The organism is Amycolatopsis sp. WAC 01376, assembly GCF_003947415.1.
Lineage (GTDB): Bacteria > Actinomycetota > Actinomycetes > Mycobacteriales > Pseudonocardiaceae > Amycolatopsis.
In genome coordinates this window covers 104172-123519 of the sequence record NZ_QHKL01000009.1, presented here as the reverse complement: position 1 = coordinate 123519, position 19348 = coordinate 104172, and the positions used below count along the sequence as shown (strand labels likewise).

Genomic DNA, 19348 nt, shown 5'->3' with positions numbered 1-19348 from the left:
ATGCCGAGGCTGCTGATCGTCCACCACACGCCGTCGCCCTCGACGCAGGCGATGTTCGAGGCCGCGCTCTCCGGCGCGAACCATCCGGACATCGAGGGCGTCGACGTGGTGCGCCGCGCGGCGTTGAGCGCGACCGTGCCCGACGTCCTCGAGGCGGACGGATACCTCCTCGGCACCCCGGCGAATCTCGGTTACATGTCCGGCGCGCTGAAGCATTTCTTCGACACCGTCTATTACCCGTGCCTGGATTCGACGCGGGGACGGCCGTTCGGCTTCTTCGTGCACGGCAACAACGACACCTCGGGCACCGTGCGCGGAATCGAGAGCATCACCACCGGACTCGGCTGGGAGAGCGCGGCGTCTCCGGTGCTCGTCACCGGGGAACCGGGCAAAGCGGATTTGGAAGCCTGTTTCGAGCTGGGCGGCACCCTGGCCGCCACCCTCATGCCCTGACCCTCCCCCCGCGTTTAGTCCTCTGAATGCGGTAGTTGGCCATACGAACGACCGCATTCAGAGGACTAAACGCGGGGGAAAAGTAAGGGGCCTGTTACCGGAAGCCCTGGGGGTCGACCTCCGGCAACAGGCCTAGGCCAAGGGTTCGCCGTGATGGCGATCAACCTTGGCTGCCTCAGCGTACTACATCCGGCACGATCTTGTGCACCCGCCCGGAAAAACGCCTCTCACTCCGGTGTCCGTGCACCCCCAGGGCACGGATTCCGGAGCAAGAGGCCGAGACACGGTACGAAACCGCTTGACAACTGTAAACCACTGCATACATAGGCTGTCAACAGCTGCGAACAGGTCGAATCGCGTTACACTCCCACTACGGAACGGGACCTTGGAACGGATGGGGGGTCATGTCGCCGTACCAGACCTTCGCCCAGAAACTGAGCGCGCTGATCGATTCGGCGCGCGCGAACGAAGGCGCCCCGCACAGCTATCGCGAGCTGTCGGCGGCGATCGATCGCGCCGGCGGGCCCACCATGTCGCCCGCGTACCTCCAGCAGCTCGCCACGGGCAAACGCGTCAATCCGAAGATCCACTACGTCGAGGCGCTGGCGAGACTGTTCGGGGTCCCGATCACCTACTTCTTCGAAGATCAGGAACCGCAACCCGTCGGAGAGGCGAAGCTCATGGCCATGCGCGCGCAGGAGCTCTCCCCGCAAGGCCGTCGTCAGGTCATGGACCTGCTGGAACTCGTCGAACGGTACGAACGTGCCGAACGCGACCAGCCGGGCGAAAGCCGATGAAGGAACGGGAACTCCGCAAACGCTGCCGCAAGATGCTGAACAAGCTCGACATCGAACCACCGCTCGACGTCGGCGTGCTCTGCGAGCGGCTCGGCGAGCAGCGGGGCAGGCCGATCCGGCTGATGCCGTATCCGCTGGAGGTGCCCGGCCCCTTCGGCTGCTGGATCGCCACCGGTTCGGCGGATTACATCTTCTTCCAGCAGGAGACCACGAAGTCCCATCAGGACCACATCATCCTGCACGAACTCGGGCATATGCTCGCCGATCACCATCCCGGCGGCGACGCCGAACCCGCCGATTTCCTGCGCGGCCCGGCCACCGGCTTGGACAGCGACGCGGTACACCGGGCTTTACGCCGCACCTCCTACGATGAGGCGCACGAATGGGAAGCCGAGACCGTGGCGACCATCATCCTCGAATGGGCGTCGGTCTTGAACTACACGATTCCCCGTCGCGCCGACGACGATGACGTCCGCCGTGTCCAAGGCGCGCTGGGCGACCATCAAGGGTGGCTGTGAACTCGCTGTTCTCCCCTCTCAACGTCGTGGCGATGGTGCTGTTCGCGACCGCGCTCGCCTGGCGGATCTACCAGACGTACCGGGCGCCCCGGCTGCTGCCGAACTGGGCGATCACGATCACGATCGTCTGTGTCGCCGGTTCCTTCCTCGCCCAGCAGAAGGTGATCTCCGGCTGGCTGGACGGGCTGACCGGCAAAGGCACCGGACGCCTGGTCAACAACATCCTGCTCGCCATCGGGGTCTGCGCGCTGTTGATCGTGTTCCTCGGGTCCGCACTGGGGCCGCGCCGGCCTGGGCGGGTGCTGTTCGAGCTGATCCCGCTGTCCGGCGCGATCGCGCTGATGCTGGTCGCGATGGCTCTCACGCCACCGGAGGTGCGAGGGCTCGCGCTGAGCCCGAAGCTCGTGCACGTGCCCGGGGTCGCGCTGTTCTATCTTGGCGCCGGGATCTACCTGATCTACGGCCTCGCCGCCTGCGCCTGGTGGATCTTCCGGTACATCCGCACCGCGGACCGCCATCTGAAGACCGGGCTGAAACTCAGTGCGGCCGGGCTGATCTGCCTTTCGGTCGGCAGTGTCTCCCGCGCGCTGTACATCGTGATCGCGTGGGCGTTCGGGCCGTCGATCCCGTTTCTGCTCGCCGTCGCCGTCCCGCTGGTGCTCCTCGGGATCGTGCTCTTCCTCGCCGGGATCACCTATCCGGGTGTCCGCGCGCGGTTCGCCGCGCTGCGACGCCGCCGCCAGCACCGGCGCCACCACGACGAGCTCACCCCGTTGTGGACCGCGCTGGCCGGGATCTACCCGAACATCGTGCTGCGGACCACTCCTCAGGGACGGTGGGAGCAGTGGCGTCCGCGCACCGTCCATCGCCGGTACTACCGCCGCGTGATCGAGATCCGGGACGGGCTCGTCCAGCTGAGTCCCTATCTGGAAACCGATCTGACCGCGCTCGCCGCCGACGATCCCCGCGCGGCCGCGGCCGCGCTGAAGACGGCGATCGCCAGGCAGACCGCGGGCGAGGAGACCGACGGGCGGGCGAAACTCGTGCTGCCCGGCGGCGCCGCGGACATCGAATCCGATGTGCGGCCGCTGCTCGCCCTCTCCGCCGCCGTCTCTGGGAGCGAAGCATGACGCAGTTGCTGGTGACGGCGAGCCGGATCCTGCCTCGCCCGAGCACGCCGCTCGAAGACGGCGCCGTTCTCGTCGAGGGCGACCGGATCCTCGCCGCGGGTCTTCGCGCCGAAGTCGCCCCGCAGGCGGCACCCGACGCCGAACGGCTCGACTTCCCCGGCGCGACGTTGCTGCCCGGGCTGTTCAACGCCCACGTGCACCTGGCGTTCGACGCCACCCGCGAGATGCTGCCGAACTTCCTGGCGAGCGAAGACGAAGCGCTGCGCGCAGGCGCCAAAGACCGTTTGGGACAGCTGCTGCGCAGTGGCGTCACGACGGTGCGGGACCTCGGGGATCGCGACGCGCTGGGCGCGCGAGTCCGGACGGAGCTGGCAGCTGAAAGGATCGCCGCTCCCCGTCTGCTGACCGCGGGATCGCCGTTGACCGTCCTCAAAGGACACTGCCATTTCTTCGGCGGCGAGGTCACCGGCGACGACGCGATCCTGGCCATGATCGACGCCAACGCGGCCGCCGGCGCGGACGTGATCAAGGTGATGGCCAGCGGCGGCCAGATCACCGAGGGAGGCGCGGACATGTGGGAGTCGCAGTTCGACGTCCAGGCGCTGCGTGTGATCGTCGAGCACGCGGCGCGCCACGGGCTTCCGGTCGCGGCGCACGCCCACGGCGCCGACGCGATCGAGGCGTCGGTCGAGGCGGGCGTCCGCACGATCGAGCACTGCACCTGGATGACCGGGCCGCAGCGGCAGGACAGGCGCGAAAACGTCGCCAAGCGGATGGCGGCCGAGGGCATCGCGGCGTGTTCGACGAGCAGCCGCAACTGGCGGATGCTGGCCGAGCGCATGGGCGAGGAGCTCGCGAAGACCGTCTACGGCCGGCTGTCCTGGCTGGAGGAGCTGGGCGTCCCGCTCCTGGCGGGGACGGACGCCGGGCTGCCCGGTTCGGTCTTCGACGACCCCGTCGGCGCTCTCGAACTCTATGAATGGCTCGGTTTCGGACGGCGCCGGATCCTGGAGATCGCGACCGAGGACAGTGCCGCCGGTGTCGGCCTCGGCGACGTGACCGGGCGGCTCGCTCCGGGCCTGAGCGCCGACGTCCTGGTGGTCGACGGCGATCCGCTCGCCGATCTTTCCGCGCTCCAGAACGTCCGCCTGGTCCTCTCACGCGGCGCACGGGCTTATTGAGGGGAAGGCCAAGGTGTCGTGGGCGGGGCAGGCGGTGAGGTGAAGGCTCCTTTCGCCGCGTCCGATGCGACGAAGGGAGCCTTCGGGGCCCAGGTCAGGCGCGATGGGGTCGTGAGTGGCGTTTCGGGTTATTGAGGGGTAAGGCAAACGTGTCGTGTCTCGGGCGAGACGGCGGGCTGGGTGACGCGACACCGCACTGGCGTGTTCATAGCCGGAACTCGCGTGTTCAGAGTCCGCACACTCCCGAGTGCGGCATCCAGACACGCGAGTCACGTCCTCAAGCGCGCGAGTCACGCCTTGCCGAAGTACATGAAGGCCCCCCTTCCTGTGCCTGGGCGGTCCCGGCAAAGTCGAGATCTTGCAGGTCAGGTGACTATTCCTGCACTGTCGGCAGGCCGGATTCTGGGCGCCGGCGGGGCTTCAGTGTCCACAAGGGACACCGCCGGGCGATTGAGTGTCCGATTGATGCCGCTGTGCACGTTTCTGCGGAGGGTCGTGAGTGGCGATGAGGGTTAGAACAACAAAAATCACTCACGACCCTCTCGCGAAACCGTGCAAATCGCCCAAATCGGGCACCTTTGTCTCGTACAGTGTCCCTTGTGGACAGTCCAGAGCCGGGTGAGGCTCCTTGCGGGAGCCCGCTCCTATCGGGTCCACCACGACACGTTCGCCTTGGCCCGCTCTGGCGGCGGAGCCGACCAGCAGTTATGCGACTTTGCCGGGACCCTGGCGCTAGGCGCAAGGAAGGGGGCGTTCATGTACTTCACGACCGGCCGTCGAGGTCACAGCCGCCCCACTGTCACCAGGGATCACATCCGACGGTAGCGAAAGCCTCCTTCCCTACCCTCAGAGTAGGCAAGGAGGCCCTCACTACCAGGAGAACGCCTACGCAGCAGCGGGCACCGGCCCCACGCCACGCCACCTTTGCCTTTTCCCCTCAATAACCCGGATCGCCACTCACGACCCCCGGCGCCGACCACCCCACGTTGGCCTCACCTCTCAAAAAAGTGGGACGCCGACTTTGGTGACAGTGTTTTAAAACAGTGTTATCGTTTCCTCATGGAAGACCCGATCAAACTTTTCACCGTCATCGCGCTCGTTTCACTGCCGACCGTGATGTACGGCGGTTACGCGCTGATGGGTGTCCTGCGCGACAGGAAGCTGACCGAACACCAGCGCGGGATGTTCCGCGCCGGCCACGCGCACGCCGGTGTCCTGCTGGTTCTCGCGCTGGTCGCGTTGCAGATCCTCGGGCAGACCGGTCTCCCGTCCGTCGCACTGTGGATCGTCTGCTTCCTGCTGCTGTTCGGTGTGCTCGCCCAGTCCGGCGGCTTCTTCCTGCACCTGGCGCCGGGCAAGGGCAAGCTCGGCGGCCGGGTCACCAGCGTCGGAGCGGTCCTGCTCGGGGCGGCGATCCTGACCACCGCGTACGGCGTGGCCTTCCCCTGACAAAAGCGGTGGAAACGGCTCGTTAAGCTTGCTGACGTGCCTGAATACCTGCCGACAGCCCCCGCCAAGGGGACCCGCGACTTCCTGCCCCCCGAGATGTCCGTCCGGACGCAGGTGTTCGGTCATCTCTACGACGTGCTCGAACTGCGGGGCTTCCTCCGCTACGACGGGCCGATCCTCGAACCCGCCGAGATCTACGAGCGGAAGTCCGGGCAGGAGATCGCGGACCAGCAGCTGTACACGCTGACCACCAAGGGCGGTGAACGGCTGGCGCTGCGCCCGGAGATGACGCCGTCGGTCGCCAGGATGATCGCGGGCAACGCGAAGTCGCTGCAGTTCCCGGTGCGCTGGTACAGCCACCCGAACTGCCACCGCTACGAGCGGCCGCAGCGTGGCCGGGTCCGCGAGCACTGGCAGATCAACGCGGACATCTTCGGTTCGGACAGCGCGAACTGCGAGATCGAGATCTTCGAGCTCGTCCACGACATGATGAGCGCGCTCGGGGCGACCCCGGACATGTTCCAGGTGCGGGCCAACGACCGGAACCTGCTCTCTTCGGCGCTCACCGACATCGTCGGCGTGACCGCGGAGCAGCTCCCGCAGGTGTTCACCCTGGTGGACCGCTGGGAGAAGTCGGACCGCACGAAGCTGAGCGACACCGCGGCCGAGATCGGGCTGACCGACAAGCAGTTCGAGAAGCTGACCGAGATCCTGTCGTCCGGCGCGGCTTTGCTCGACGAGCTGCCGGACCAGGTCAAGGAGAACTCGAACCTGGTCAAGGTGCTGAACAGTGGTGCCGCGGACCTGATCACGTTCGACCCGATGATCGTGCGCGGGCTCGCGTACTACACGTCGACCGTGTTCGAGGTCTTCGACACCTCGCCGGAGAACCGCCGCGCCCTCTTCGGCGGCGGCCGGTACAGCGACCTGGCTTCGTTGTTCACGTCGCAGCAGATCCCCGGGATCGGCTTCGGCATGGGTGACGTCACGCTGATCGACTTCCTCGACACCCACGGCCTCACCCCGAAGCCGCGCAGTGAGGTCGATGTCGTGGTGATCCCGGTGGTCGAGGAGCTCACGGACGCCTCGCGCGAGGTCGCGGGACGGCTGCGGAAGGCCGGTCTGCGCACGTCCACGCCCGTCGAACTCCGCAAACTGGGCAAGGAACTCACCCGGGCCGACAAGGCCGGGGCGCGGGCCGTGGTGATCGTCGGCCAGGAGGACTGGGACGCCGGGAACGTGACCGTCCGCGGACTCGCGACCCGCGAACAGCAGACCGTCGCCGTCGACGGCGTGGTCGCGGCGGTCACGTCTTTAGTCTGACAGAGCCCTGCTCTGACAACGCAAAGCCGGCGACCTTTGACGGGGCGCCGGCTTTGTCGTGTTCAGCGTGACAGCAGGCGCATGGCCGCTTCGGGGTAACGCTCCCCCGCGACCGCGTCGGCCGGGACCGCCTCCTCGATCGCCGCCACGTCGTCGGCGGTCAGCTTCAAACCGACGGACGCGACGTTCTCCTCGAGGTACTTGCGCCGCTTGGTGCCCGGGATCGGCACGACGTCCTCGCCTTGGGCCTGCACCCAGGCCAGCGCGAGCTGGCCGGCGGTGACGCCCTTCTGCTCGGCAAGTGCGCGCAACGCCTCGACCATCGCCAGATTCCGCTCCAGGTTGCCTTCGGCGAAGCGCGGCTGCGTCGTCTGCCGGAAGTCACCGTCCGCGAAGTCCTCTTTGGACTTGAAGCGGCCGGTGAGGAAACCGCGGCCCAGCGGGGAATACGGCACCAGCCCGATGCCCAGCTCACGACAGACCGGGACGACCTCGTTCTCGATGTCGCGCGACCACAGCGACCACTCGGTCTGCACGGCCGTCACCGGATGCACGGCGTGCGCCCGCCGGATCGTCTCCGGACCGGCCTCGGACAACCCGATGTGCCGGATCTTGCCCTGTTCGACCAGCGACGACAGCGCGCCCGCGGTCTCCTCGATCGGCACTTCCGGGTCGACGCGGTGCTGGTAGTAGAGGTCGATGTGATCGACGTTCAACCGGCGCAGCGACGCCTCGACCTGTTGGCGCACATAGAATTCGTCGCCCCGGATCCCGCGCTTCGCGGGATCCGCCTCGTCACGCACGATGCCGAACTTGGTCGCCAGCACGACCTGGTCCCGCTTGCCCGCCAGCGCGCGGCCGACCAGTTCCTCGTTGCGGCCGTAGCCGTACATGTCGGCGGTGTCGATCAGGGTGACGCCCAGTTCGATCGCGCGGTGGATCGTCGCGATCGATTCGGCGTCGTCACCTTGGCCGTAGAACTCGCTCATGCCCATGCAGCCGAGCCCCTGCGCGCCGACTTCCAGCGTGCCGAGCCTGCGGGTGGGCAGGGTGGAACCCGTCATGATCTTCTCTTTCGCGTTCGTGGGAGCTTTACTTACCGGCGGCGCGGGCGAGCCGCTCGGGATAACGCTCACCGGCGATCGCCTCGGCGGGCGCGGCCTTTTCGATGGCCTCGATGTCCACTTCGGACAGTTCCAGCTCCGCCGCGGCGGCGTTCTCTTCGAGATACTTGCGACGCTTGGTGCCCGGGATCGGCACGACGTCGTCACCCTGGGCCTGCACCCAGGCCAGCGCGAGCTGTCCGGCGGTGACGCCCTTCTGCTCGGCCAGCGCGCGCAGCGCCTCGACGATCGCCATGTTGCGCTCGAAGTTGCCCTCGGCGAAGCGGGGCAGCCCGCGGCGCATGTCGTCCGCCGGAAGGTCCTTCACCGACGTCACGCTGCCGGTGAGGAAACCGCGGCCCAGCGGCGAGAACGGCACGACGCCGATGCCCAGCTCGCGAACCGTCGAGAGGATCTCGCCTTCGATACCGCGAGTCCACAGGGACCATTCGCTCTGCAGGGCCGTCACCGGGTGGACGGCGTGGGCGCGGCGGATGGTCTCGGCACCGGCCTCGGAGATCCCGGCGTAGCGGATCTTCCCCTCCTGGACCAGCTCCGCGAGCGCGCCCCAGGTCTCCTCGATCGGCGTGTTCGCGTCGACCCGGTGCTGGTAGAAGAGGTCGATGTGGTCGATGTTCAGCCGTCGAAGCGACTCTTCGCAGCTCTGCCTGACGTACGCCGCGTCGCCGCGAGCGGACATCCCGCCGTCCTTGTCCCAGACGATGCCGAACTTGGTCGCCAGCACGACCTGGTCCCGCTTGCCCGCGATCGCGCGGCCGATGAGCTCCTCGTTCGCTCCGTCGCCGTAGACGTTCGCGGTGTCGAGCAATGTCACGCCCAGTTCGAGGGCGCGGTGGACAGTGGCGATCGACTCCGTGTCGTCGTCGTGGACGCCGTAGGCCGCACTCATCCCCATGCAGCCGAGCCCCTGCGCCCCGACCTCCAGGCCGCCGAGCCTCCTGGTACTGATCACGCTGAAATTCCCTCCACGGTGGCTGCGGTGCCGAGCACCGCGCGCTCCACCTGGTCGTAGTGGTCGATCTTGTAGTCGAGGATGTCGAGGCAGGTCTGCAACTCGGCGATCCGGTCGGCGACCGATTTGCGCTGGTCGACGAGGATCGCCTTGCGCCGGCCCGCGCTGGCCGCCCCGTGGTGGCGCAGGGAGGCGTACTCCCGCATCCGTTTGATGGGCATGCCGGTCAGGCGCAGCTTGGTCAGGAACCCCAGCCACCCGAGGTCGTCGTCGGTGTAGGCGCGGCGCCCCGCGGCGTCCCGCGCCGGGGGTTCGACGAGTTTGATGCGCTCGTAGTACCGGAGAGTGTCGATGGACAGTCCGCTACGTCGCGCGGCTTCCGCTATCGAGTAGCTCATGCGAACGACACTACGACCTGGAGTGCGCTCCAGGTCAACTCCGAATACGAGCGATTGATAACAGCGTTGCGTTACCCTGGGCGCATGCCCCGCCCCAGGACGCACGACGAGAATCTCCGGCTGAAACTACTGGACCGCGCCGGCGAGCTCATCTCGGCCGACGGCCCGAAGGCACTCAGCCTCCGCAAACTGGCCGCCGACGTCGGCACGTCGACCACCGCGGTCTATTCACTCTTCGGCGGGAAAACCGACCTCGTCGGCGCCCTCTTCGCCGAGGGCTTCCGGCGCTTCGGCCGTCGGATGTCCCGGGTCACCCTGAGCGGCGATCCGATCGAGGACCTCGTGCGGCTCGGCGTCGCGTACCGGGAAAGCGCGCTGGCCGACCCGCACCTCTACGCGATCATGTTCACGAAGTCGGTGCCGGGTTTCGAGCCCGTGGAAGAGACCTCCGAGCAGGCTCGCGCCACGATGGCGCCGCTGGAGGAGACGATCCGCAAGGCCATCGCCGACGGCGTCTTCCTCGACCTGCCGCCCGAAGTCGTCACCGTGGCGTGCTGGGGATTCGTGCACGGACTGGTGTCGCTGGAGCTGAACGGGAACCTGCCGGAGAAGTTCACCGTGAGCACCGCTTACGAGACCGCGCTGCGGGCGAACGCCTCCGGCTGGCTGCGCCGGTGACCTGCGTTTAGCGGGCTAAACGCGCTCCGCCCCTTGGGCCCGGCACGGACTCGTCCGTGCCGGTCTGGGCGGCAGTCCGTGAAGGCCTCCTTGAGGGACTCTGGGTCCCTCAAGGAGGCCTTCACGGACTTTCGCGCCCCTTCCCCAGCGAGGGCGCGTCGCGTTTAGCCCGCTAAACGCGATCCGGCCGCCGGACTGGAGCCCTGCTGCGGGATGCCGTGAGGGCCTCCTTGCCTACCTTCAGGGTAGGGAAGGAGGCCCTCACGGCATCCCACCTACGCGGCCGGGGTCGCGTCGCGTTTAGCGGGCTAAACGCGCTCCGGTCAGTAGAGCGGAAGCGCCCCCTGGTACAGGAGCCCCCCAGCCGCGTCCACGACGGTGATGCCCACCCGCGCGTGCTCGTAGTCCTGACTGACCCCGTCCGGCACCCAGGCCGCGAAAGTCCCGTCCGCGACCGTCGCGTCGATCGTCGTGCCGGTCCCGAAGTCGAGCTTCACGCCCGCCGCGGCGTCGGGAACGACTCCCAGATACGTGTTCCGGACCGGGACGGGGTTCCCGTTGCGGTCGACCCTGCCGACCGTTTCGGCCTGCAACGTGCGCACGGGCCCCGCGGACCGCGGCTGGTCGGGAAAGACCCGGTAGTACTCGGTCTTCCCGTCTCCGTACCCGAATCCGCCCTGGCACACGATGGCCTGGCCACCCAGGCGAGCGACGACCACGCCGACATCCTGGCCTTCGAGGTACGCGCCGATCCGGTAGGCGTCCTCGTCGGACACCGTTTCGGACGCTCCTCTCGTGCAGGTGTTGAAGAACTCACCCGCGGGCGTGGCACGGTCGGGAACCGGGAACACCGGTTTGTCGAGCCTCGACGCGGCCGGCTCCGGCGCGGGCCGGAGGGCGTACGGCGCGTGATACCCGAGCGGGCGTGATTGCTCTCCGGGGGTCGGCCCGACGGCGTAGGTGGTCCGCGACGGCTTCATCGGCGCGATGTGCACGAACAGGTTCTCCGGCCGGAAGACCGGGATGTCCCGTGTGGACAGTGACGCCTCGTTCTGGCCCGTCATCTCCACTTTCGGCCAGTCCGGATCGGCGATGCCCGCGACCGTCCCGGCCCTGGTCATCAGCAGGGCCGCGGTCCGCGCGCCGTCGGTGTAGGCGGGAACGGCGTTCGGATCGGACACGGTCGCCGTCATCAGCGTGGTCTCGCAGAAGAAGGGGTTGCCGTCCGCCATCATCGCGACGACGGTGACCGGCGGCGAAACGACGGTGAATCGCGGCACCCATTCGTTCCGCGCCGGGAAGCTCGCGGCCCTTCCCTCGGACTGGACGACGGCCCAGCACCGGTTCATCGCCTCCTCCGCCTTCGGCCGGTCGAGGGAGAAGTCAGGGTTCGCGACGACGGGCCCCTGTCCGTCCGGCTTCCGGATGAGCACGGTCGTGATCAGAGCGCCCGCGAGGACCAGCACGACGGCGGCCGCCGCGGCGACGATCGGCCAGCGCCGCCGCACGGGTTTTCCCATTCCCTCCCGCAGGGACATCCGCAGGTTGTCGAGCACTTCCGGGGGGAGTTCGCGCCTGCCGGGCAGGCCGAGGTCGTCGGTCATTTCTCCTCCAGGGCGGCCCGCAGCTGCGTACGGGCCCGCGAGATGTGGGCGCGAACGGTCACCTCGGCGACGCCGAGCAGTTCGGCGGCGTCGGCGGAGGAGAGATCGCCGAGCAGGCAGAGTTCGACGGCTTGCCGTTGCGATTTCGGCAGCTTCGCGACCAAGGCGAGCACTTGCCGAAGGCGGTCTTCGCCGTCGAGCTGGTCGACGACGGTGTCGGCGTGGTCGGACACCGACCGGGGTTCCGGCAGCCGCCGGACGAGCCGGAGCCGCCGCCCGGCGCTGCGGTGTTCGCCGCGTGCGAGGTTTCCCGCGACGGTGTACAGCCAGGGCAACGCGCTGTCGCGGATGAGTGTGATGTCCGCCCGGCGCCGCCAGGCGGTGAGAAACGTCGTCGAGGTCAGGTCTTCGGCCGACGCCCAAGACCCCGTCAGCCGGTAGCCGTGGTTCCACACCGCTTGGGCGTGGCGTTCGAACAACTCGGTGAACGCCCCGTGGTCACCGCCCGCGGCCGCCTGCCAAAGCTCCGTGTCGCTCCTGTCGGGAGGAGGTTCGCGTGAGTCCACCGGCACCCCCACCGTTCCGGTCACTGTTCTGGTCACATCTGTCAGTGACCGGCAACGGCGGAGTTGTTGCGAAACGGGTCAGACGGCCCCGTACTGCCGGTCTCCCGCGTCACCGAGGCCCGGCACGATGAAGCCGGAATCGTTCAGCCGCTCGTCGATGCTCGCGGTCACCACCCGCAGCGGCAGCCCGGTCTTCTCCAGATGCTCGATGCCCTCGGGCGCGGCGAGCGCGCAGATCGCGGTGACGTCGGTGGCGCCCCTGTCGGTGAGCAGCCGGATCGTGTACTCCATCGAGCCGCCGGTCGCGAGCATCGGGTCGAGCACCATCACCGGCCGGTCGGCGAGCGATTCGGGCAGCGACTCGAGGTACGGCGTCGGCTTGAGCGTTTCTTCGTCGCGGGCGAGGCCGACGAAACCCATTTGGGCGTCCGGGATCAGTTTGTGCGCCTGATCCGCCATCCCGAGCCCGGCGCGCAGGACCGGCACCAGCAGCGGCGGGCTCGCCAGCGCGTAACCCTCGGTGCGCGCCACCGGCGTGTGGATCCGCTCGATCCGCACGGGCATGTCGCGCGTGGCTTCGTAGACCAGCATGACGGTCAGTTCGTGCAGCGCCGCGCGGAAGGCGGCGCTGTCGGTGCGCGCGTCGCGCATGGTGGAGAGCCTGGCCTTGGCCAGCGGGTGATCAACGACGTGCACATCCATGCCGGTCAATTTAGCCCGTCAGGCCTGCCGCGCGAACCAGCCGACCCAGCGGCGCTGCCACGGCGTCTCCACCGAACGCTTGTCGTGGTTGGCCCGCGCCCACGCCACCGCCTCTTCGGCGCTCAGCCCGGAAAGGGTGGCGAGACAGGACAGCACCGTGCCGGTCCGCCCGACTCCGCCGTAACAGGCGACCTCGACGGCTTCGCCCGCCGCCGCCCGGGTGTGCAGATCGACGATCCGGCGCCGCGCGTCCGCCCAGTCCGTCGGCAGCAGGAAGTCGGGCCAGCGGATCCACGCCCGCTCCCAGTCCATTTTGTGATCGTGCTTCCGGCGCAGCTTCGCGCCGCCCAAATACAGGCCGAAATCCGGCGAAGGCCCCTCTGGCCAGGGGCGACCCAGGCCCCGTCCGCGTACTTCGACCCCGTCCGGCAGCTCCACGGCGCCGGGTAGCGAGTTCCCCATCAACGGAGGATGCCACTGTCGACCATAAGATGGACGCTTGGCCCTCCCGTCGGCGCTAGGCTCCTCCAGGTGAGTGAAGAGCCGGCCCTGCCGGGCCCCGAACAAATGCGCATCTCCGACGCCGACCGTGAGCAGGTCGCGCAGGTGCTGCACGCGGCGATGTCCGAAGGGCGCATCACCATCAACGAGCTGGAAGAACGGCTCACCATCGTGTACGCGGCCAAGACCGTCGGCGATCTCAAGCCGGTCACCGCGGACCTGCCTCAGTCCCGTTCGGCGATCCAGCCGTCGGCGTCGCGCGCGCTCGGCCTGCCCGACGATCGCATCGGCGGGCATCCGGGTTCCGGCGCGTCGATCGCCGTCATGTCCGGCGCCTCGCGCAAGGGCAGCTGGGTCGTCCCGCCGCAGCACAACAGTTTCGCGTTCTGGGGCGGCACCGACATCGACCTGCGATACGCGCGCTTCGCCGAGAAGAACACGACGATCACCGCGGTCGCGATCATGGGCGGGATCGACATCATCGTGCCCGACGACATCAACGTGGAGGTCACCGGAATCGGCTTCATGGGCGCCTTCGAACTGGAGGACCGCGCCGGGACTCCCCCGGCGCCGCCGACCGCGCCGACGGTGAAGATCACCGGCCTGGCGTTCTGGGGTGGCGTCGTCGTGAAGCGGAAACCACGTAAAAAGGACGTACCCGAACTGGAAGCCTGACCTGAACTGGGGGGTTCACCACATGCGCCGAAGTTTCGTCGCGATCGCTTGTGCCGCACTGCTTTCCGTCACCGCATTCCCGGCGGTGGCCGCTGAGAAGACCGATCCTCGCCAAGCCGCGATGGACGCGGCGGTCGCCGCGGGCATCCCGGGCATGGTCGCCGTCTCCGACGGATTCCGCGGCGTCAGCGGTGTCGCGAACATCGAGCGGCCGGGCAAGCCGGACGCGTCGGGCCGCTGGCGGATCGCGAGTGTGTCGAAGGTCTTCGTCGCGACCTTGGTCCTGCAACTGGTGGCCGAAAAGCGCGTCGGGCTGGACGAGCCCGTGCAGCGCTACCTGCCAGGGCTGCTGCCGTATCCGGAGCCGATCACCGTCCGCCAGGTGCTTCAGCACACCAGCGGCCTCCCGCGCGATCTGGCTCCCGAGGATTCCTGGGCGACGGGGCCGGAGATCGACACCGAACGCTTCGAGCACTTCGACAGCGACGACCAGATCCACCTGAGCGTGACGAAGCAGCCATTGCAGTTCAAGCCCGGAACGAGCTGGGCGTACTCCAACACCGGCTACAACGTGCTCGCCCTGCTGGTCGAGAAGACCACCCGGAAGCCGCTGGAACGCGCGCTCGCCGAGCGCATCACCGGGCCGCTGCACCTGCGCGACACCTCGCTCCCCCGCGACTTCCCGTTCCTGATCGGCGCGGCCGCCCGCGGCTACGAGCAGCTGTACGACGCGCCGCGCGGCCTCACCGACGTCACCACTTACAACTACTCGCGCTACTACGGCGCGGGCGGCATGGTGTCTTCGGGCAAGGACCTCAACCGCTTCTTCGAGGCCCTGCTCGGCGGCCGCCTACTGCCCGCGGACCTGCTCGCGCAGATGAAGAAGACGGTCCCCGCCGGCGGCATGGAGTACGGCCTCGGCCTGATGAAGGTCAATCTGAAGAGCGCGGGTATCTGCGCCGAAGACGTCACCGTCTGGGGCCACGGCGGCGATCTGCCCGGTTTCGCCACCCTCAGCTTCCGTGACGAATCCGGCAAGAACATCTCCACGCTGGCCACCGTCGACCTCACCGCGTCGCCGGAGGCCGCGCTCAAGCGTCAGCTGCCGATGATCTCCGAGTTCTGCGCACCAGTGATCCCGGCCAAGGCCGCCGCCCAGGCCCCGGTGCCCAGCTTGTAGGCCGCCTACACTCACCCGTATGACAGCTACGACCAGCTCGTCAGCGGCGACGGCCACCCCGTCGCCGCTGGCGGACGCGACTCGCGACGAGGCGAGCCTGCGCCGGTTCCTGCACGGGCTGCCTGGTGTCGACCAGGTCGGCGGGGAGCAGCGGGCGGCGGGACTCGGCACGCGCAGCATCAAGAAGGCCGCCAAGCTCTGGGCGATCGACACCGCCATTTCGATGGTCGACCTGACGACCCTCGAAGGCGCCGACACCCGGGGCAAGGTCCGCGCGCTCGCCGCGAAGGCCATGCGGCCGGATCCGGAACGCCAGGACACCCCGCGGGTCGCGGCCGTGTGCGTGTACCCGGACATGGTCGAGACGGCTGTCGAGGCGCTTCGCGGCACCGGCATCCACGTCGCGAGTGTCGCCACCGGCTTCCCGGCCGGCCGCACGAGCCGTGAGATCAAGCTGGCCGACACCAAGATCGCCGTCGACGCCGGAGCCGCCGAGATCGACATGGTGATCGATCGCGGCGCCTTCCTGGAAGGCCGCTATCTGGAGGTCTTCGAGGAGATCCAGGCCATCAAGGCCGCCTGTGGCGGCGCTCACCTGAAGGTCATCCTCGAAACCGGTGAGCTGGCCACCTACGACAACGTCCGCCGCGCGTCCTGGCTCGCGCTGCTGGCCGGCGGCGATTTCATCAAGACCTCCACCGGCAAGGTCTCGCCCGCCGCGACGCTGCCGGTCACCCACGTGATGCTGCAGGCCGTCCGCGACTGGTTCGTCCAGACCGGTGAACTGCGCGGCGTCAAACCCGCCGGTGGCATCCGGACGACCAAGGACGCGATCAAGTACCTGGTCGCGGTGCACGAGGTCGCCGGCGAGCAGTGGCTGACCCCGGACCTGTTCCGGTTCGGCGCGTCCAGCCTGCTCAACGACCTCCTGCTGCAGCGCCGCACCCAGGCCGACGGCCACTACAGCGGTCCCGACTACGTGACGGTGGACTGATCCATGGGCATCTTCGAGTACGCGCCCGCGCCCGAATCGCGCGACCTCGCGAACCTCAAACCGCACTACCGGCCGTTCGTGAACGGCGAATTCGTCGACGGCTCGGGTGAGCCGCTCAAGACGATCAACCCGGCCACCGAAGAGGTGCTCGCCGAGGTCGGCACCGCGTCTGTGTCCGATGTAGACACAGCGGTGAAGGCCGCACGCAAGGCGTACAACAATGTCTGGTCCAAGATGCCGGGCTCCGAACGCGCCAAGTACCTGTTCCGCATCGCGCGCCTGATCCAGGAGCGGTCGCGGGAACTGGCCGTGCTGGAAAGCCTCGACAACGGCAAGCCGATCAAGGAATCGCGCGATTCCGACGTGCCGACGGCCGCCGCGCACTTCTTCTACCACGCGGGCTGGGCCGACAAGCTCGACTACGCGGGCTACGGTCCGAACCCGAAGCCGCTCGGTGTCGCGGGTCAGGTCATCCCGTGGAACTTCCCGCTGCTGATGCTGGCGTGGAAGATCGCGCCCGCGCTGGCCACCGGCAACACCGTGGTGCTCAAGCCGGCGGAGACCACGCCGCTGACCGCGCTGGTGTTCGCGGAGATCTGCCAGCAGGCCGAACTCCCGCCGGGTGTGGTCAACATCCTGCCCGGAGCCGGGGACATCGGCGCCGCGCTGGTGGGCCACGACGACGTCGACAAGGTCGCGTTCACCGGATCGACCGACGTCGGCAAGGCCATCCAGCGCCAGGTCGCGGGCACCGCGAAGAAGCTGACGCTGGAACTGGGCGGCAAGGCGGCGAACGTCGTCTTCGATGACGCTCCGCTGGACCAGGCCGTCGAGGGGATCGTCAACGGGATCTTCTTCAACCAGGGCCACGTCTGCTGTGCGGGCTCGCGTCTGCTGGTGCAGGAGTCCATCGCGGAAGAGGTGCTCGAAAAGCTCCGCTACCGCGTCTCGACGCTGCGGCTGGGCGACCCGCTGGACAAGAACACCGACATCGGCGCGATCAACTCCGCCGAGCAGCTCGCGAAGATCAAGGGCCTCGTGGAGTCCGGCGACGCCGAGGGCGCGCAGCGCTGGACCAGCCCGTGCCCGGTGCCGGAACGCGGTTTCTTCTTCGCTCCCACGGTGTTCTCCGACGTGCAGCAGTCGATGCGCATCGCCCGCGAGGAGATCTTCGGGCCGGTGCTTTCGGTGCTGACCTTCCGCACGCCGGACGAGGCCGTCACCAAGGCGAACAACACGCCGTACGGACTCTCCGCCGGGATCTGGACCGAGAAGGGCTCGCGCATCCTGTGGATGGCGAACCAGCTCCGCGCCGGTGTCGTCTGGGCCAACACGTTCAACCGCTTCGATCCCGCCGCGCCGTTCGGCGGCTACCAGGAGTCGGGTTTCGGCCGCGAAGGCGGACGCACCGGACTGGAGGCCTACCTCGATGTCTGACCGTATTTCGGTGGCGAAGACCTACAAGCTCTACATCGGCGGCAAGTTCCCGCGTTCGGAGTCGGGCCGGGTGTATCCGGTCACCGACAGCAAGGGCAAGTTCCTGGCGAACGCCTCGCACGCGTCCCGCAAGGACGTCCGCGACGCGGTTTCCGCCGCCCGCAAGGCTTTCGGCGGCTGGTCGGCGGCGACCGCGTACAACCGCGGCCAGGTGCTGTACCGGGTCGCGGAGATGCTGGAAGGGCGCCGCGAGCAGTTCGTCGCGGAGGTCGCCGCGTCCGAAGGCATCGCGGCCAAGAAGGCACAGTCCCTTGTGGACGCTTCGATCGACCGCTGGGTCTGGTACGCGGGCTGGACCGACAAGATCGCGACCGTGCTCGGCGGGGCCAACCCCGTCGCCGGCCCGTACTTCTCCTTCACCGTCCCGGAACCGACGGGTGTCGTGGGTGTGCTGGCGCCGCAGCAGTCGTCGTTGCTCGGCCTGGTGAGCGTGCTCGCGCCGGTCCTGGCGACGGGTTCGACGGCCGTGGTGGTCTCCAGCGCGGACCGGCCGCTGCCCGCGATCACCCTTTCGGAGGTCCTGGCGACATCCGACCTGCCTGGTGGCGTGGCGAACATCCTGACCGGCCGCGCGTCGGAGCTGGGTTCGTGGCTGGCCTCGCACGGGGACGTCAACGCCCTCGACCCGACGGGCGCGGAGCCGTCCGCGCGGGCGGACCTGGCGCGCGATGCCGCGGGCACCGTGAAGCGTGTCCTGACCGTCCCGGACGTCGAGCCGGACTGGACCGCCGACGCCGACATCGCGCGGCTGCGGCGGTACCTGGAAGCGAAGACCGTCTGGCACCCGCTGGGCGTCTAGCCCAGCCGGTTCGGACAGTTGGGCACCTGTTTGCGGCAGTTCGGGCGGCCCGCAAATGTCATGAAAGGGTCGTTCAGGACGTTTTTCGTCCTGAACGACCCTTTCATGACATCCGGGACAGGTCGCACCGCGCCCCGAAGCCTCACGCGTCCAGGTCTGCGCCGGTCAGCGGCCGTCCCGGCAACGGCTCGTTCCCGCCGACGGCCCGTAAGCCGTCGATCATGATCCCGATGCAGCGCCGGGTCGCCATCCGCGCGACCTCCTCGCCCTTGCCCGGCATCTGCCGCAGCAACGTCGCGAACAGGATCGCGACGTCACCGGTGGCGACGTCCGTCCGGAGCCTGCCCTCCGCCTGCGCGCCCCGGACGAAAGCGTCCATCACCAGGACCAGTTCGTCACGCAGGGCCTTGATCGCGGGGTCACTCTTCAGGATCACCAGCGCGCGTGGCGACACCATCGCGAGCTGGATGCTCAGCTGAAGCTCCATCGACTGGTGCAGGAGCCGGATCAGAGCGTCCCAGTCGGAGGATTCCTGATCCCGCGCGGCTTTCGCGTCTCTCAGGACCCTGTCGAAGTTGTCGACGGCGACCGCCCGGATCAACGCGTCCCGGTCCGGGAATCGCCGATAGAGGGTGCCGACGCCGACGCCCGCCGAGCGCGCGATCTCCTCCATCGGGACCTCGGCGCCCTGTGCGGCGAAGATGGCTCTCGCGGCGGCCAGGATCTGATCCCGGTTCCGGCGCGCGTCGGCGCGCAAGCGGGTCTCGGGGTCGGCAGTCATGATCCTCGCCTCTCGAAGGGTCCTTCAGGGCCGTGATTCTCGCACG

General features: G+C 68.4%; 21 protein-coding genes. 13 read left to right on the top strand and 8 right to left on the bottom strand.

Annotated elements, in window-relative coordinates; all coding sequences use genetic code 11:
• The 7 genes from DMH03_RS35985 to hisS all read left to right on the top strand — a co-directional run bounded on the left by DMH03_RS35985 (window position 1) and on the right by hisS (window position 6851).
• Window positions 1-453: a flavodoxin family protein gene (locus DMH03_RS35985; RefSeq protein ID WP_125796477.1), complete on the top strand. Its 453-nt coding sequence runs from the start codon at window positions 1-3 to the stop codon at window positions 451-453.
• 404 nt (window positions 454-857) lie between these two features.
• A complete protein-coding gene (locus DMH03_RS35980) occupies window positions 858-1250 on the top strand; it encodes a helix-turn-helix domain-containing protein (protein WP_125788981.1) in 393 nt (130 codons plus the stop codon).
• Complete coding sequence (locus DMH03_RS35975; RefSeq protein WP_034304696.1) at window positions 1247-1768, top strand: hypothetical protein; 522 nt, start codon at window positions 1247-1249, stop codon at window positions 1766-1768. The genes DMH03_RS35980 and DMH03_RS35975 overlap by 4 nt, the downstream gene beginning before the upstream one ends.
• Window positions 1765-2898 carry an MAB_1171c family putative transporter gene (locus tag DMH03_RS35970; RefSeq protein ID WP_125796734.1) on the top strand — a complete coding sequence of 378 codons (1134 nt, stop codon included), beginning with the start codon at window positions 1765-1767 and terminating at the stop codon, window positions 2896-2898. The genes DMH03_RS35975 and DMH03_RS35970 overlap by 4 nt, the downstream gene beginning before the upstream one ends.
• Window positions 2895-4079, top strand: coding sequence for an amidohydrolase family protein (locus DMH03_RS35965; RefSeq protein ID WP_125796476.1), 1185 nt, complete (start codon window positions 2895-2897; stop codon window positions 4077-4079). Before DMH03_RS35970 ends, DMH03_RS35965 begins: the two co-directional genes overlap by 4 nt.
• A gap of 1059 nt (window positions 4080-5138) precedes the next feature.
• The gene (locus tag DMH03_RS35960) at window positions 5139-5528 is read left to right on the top strand and encodes a hypothetical protein (RefSeq protein ID WP_125796475.1); all 390 of its coding nucleotides are present in this window, start codon (window positions 5139-5141) and stop codon (window positions 5526-5528) included.
• 36 nt (window positions 5529-5564) lie between these two features.
• On the top strand, window positions 5565-6851 hold the full coding sequence (gene hisS / locus DMH03_RS35955; protein WP_125796474.1) for a histidine--tRNA ligase: 1287 nt from the start codon (window positions 5565-5567) through the stop codon (window positions 6849-6851).
• Window positions 6852-6913: 62 nt separating this feature from the next.
• Here the strand turns inward: hisS and DMH03_RS35950 are convergent, their stop codons facing one another.
• Genes DMH03_RS35950 through DMH03_RS35940 form a run of 3 tightly spaced genes read right to left on the bottom strand, consistent with a single transcriptional unit; the run spans window position 6914 to window position 9325 of the window.
• Entirely contained in the window at window positions 6914-7915 is a 1002-nt protein-coding gene (locus DMH03_RS35950; protein ID WP_125796473.1) for an aldo/keto reductase, read from the bottom strand.
• Window positions 7916-7943: 28 nt separating this feature from the next.
• Window positions 7944-8927, bottom strand: coding sequence for an aldo/keto reductase (locus tag DMH03_RS35945; protein WP_199749154.1), 984 nt, complete (start codon window positions 8925-8927; stop codon window positions 7944-7946).
• Window positions 8924-9325: a MerR family transcriptional regulator gene (locus tag DMH03_RS35940; protein ID WP_125796472.1), complete on the bottom strand. Its 402-nt coding sequence runs from the start codon at window positions 9323-9325 to the stop codon at window positions 8924-8926. Before DMH03_RS35940 ends, DMH03_RS35945 begins: the two co-directional genes overlap by 4 nt.
• A gap of 84 nt (window positions 9326-9409) precedes the next feature.
• Here DMH03_RS35940 and DMH03_RS35935 point away from each other — a divergent pair, with 84 nt between their 5' ends.
• A complete protein-coding gene (locus tag DMH03_RS35935) occupies window positions 9410-10003 on the top strand; it encodes a TetR/AcrR family transcriptional regulator (RefSeq protein ID WP_125796471.1) in 594 nt (197 codons plus the stop codon).
• Window positions 10004-10326: 323 nt separating this feature from the next.
• Here DMH03_RS35935 and DMH03_RS35930 read toward each other — a convergent pair whose 3' ends face one another.
• From DMH03_RS35930 to DMH03_RS35915, 4 genes are read right to left on the bottom strand one after another with little or no spacing between them, the layout of a single operon-like run.
• Window positions 10327-11607, bottom strand: a complete 1281-nt coding sequence (locus DMH03_RS35930; protein WP_125796470.1) for a hypothetical protein — start codon at window positions 11605-11607, stop codon at window positions 10327-10329.
• Entirely contained in the window at window positions 11604-12197 is a 594-nt protein-coding gene (locus DMH03_RS35925; RefSeq protein ID WP_125796732.1) for an RNA polymerase sigma factor, read from the bottom strand. Before DMH03_RS35925 ends, DMH03_RS35930 begins: the two co-directional genes overlap by 4 nt.
• A gap of 54 nt (window positions 12198-12251) precedes the next feature.
• Window positions 12252-12875: a uracil phosphoribosyltransferase gene (gene upp, locus DMH03_RS35920; protein ID WP_125796469.1), complete on the bottom strand. Its 624-nt coding sequence runs from the start codon at window positions 12873-12875 to the stop codon at window positions 12252-12254.
• A gap of 18 nt (window positions 12876-12893) precedes the next feature.
• Window positions 12894-13337 carry a protein-tyrosine phosphatase family protein gene (locus DMH03_RS35915; protein ID WP_199746254.1) on the bottom strand — a complete coding sequence of 148 codons (444 nt, stop codon included), beginning with the start codon at window positions 13335-13337 and terminating at the stop codon, window positions 12894-12896.
• A 105-nt stretch (window positions 13338-13442) separates the two neighbouring features.
• Here DMH03_RS35915 and DMH03_RS35910 point away from each other — a divergent pair, with 105 nt between their 5' ends.
• From DMH03_RS35910 to DMH03_RS35890, 5 genes are read left to right on the top strand one after another with little or no spacing between them, the layout of a single operon-like run.
• Window positions 13443-14051, top strand: a complete 609-nt coding sequence (locus DMH03_RS35910) for a DUF1707 domain-containing protein (protein ID WP_125796731.1) — start codon at window positions 13443-13445, stop codon at window positions 14049-14051.
• 22 nt (window positions 14052-14073) lie between these two features.
• A complete protein-coding gene (locus DMH03_RS35905; RefSeq protein ID WP_125796468.1) occupies window positions 14074-15231 on the top strand; it encodes a serine hydrolase in 1158 nt (385 codons plus the stop codon).
• A gap of 19 nt (window positions 15232-15250) precedes the next feature.
• Window positions 15251-16225, top strand: a complete 975-nt coding sequence (gene deoC / locus DMH03_RS35900) for a deoxyribose-phosphate aldolase (RefSeq protein WP_125796467.1) — start codon at window positions 15251-15253, stop codon at window positions 16223-16225.
• 3 nt (window positions 16226-16228) lie between these two features.
• Window positions 16229-17662, top strand: coding sequence for an aldehyde dehydrogenase family protein (locus DMH03_RS35895; protein WP_125796466.1), 1434 nt, complete (start codon window positions 16229-16231; stop codon window positions 17660-17662).
• Window positions 17655-18521, top strand: a complete 867-nt coding sequence (locus DMH03_RS35890) for an aldehyde dehydrogenase family protein (protein WP_125796465.1) — start codon at window positions 17655-17657, stop codon at window positions 18519-18521. Before DMH03_RS35895 ends, DMH03_RS35890 begins: the two co-directional genes overlap by 8 nt.
• A 142-nt stretch (window positions 18522-18663) precedes the next feature.
• Here the strand turns inward: DMH03_RS35890 and DMH03_RS35885 are convergent, their stop codons facing one another.
• Window positions 18664-19302, bottom strand: a complete 639-nt coding sequence (locus tag DMH03_RS35885) for a TetR/AcrR family transcriptional regulator (RefSeq protein WP_125796464.1) — start codon at window positions 19300-19302, stop codon at window positions 18664-18666.
• Window positions 19303-19348: the final 46 nt, after the last annotated feature.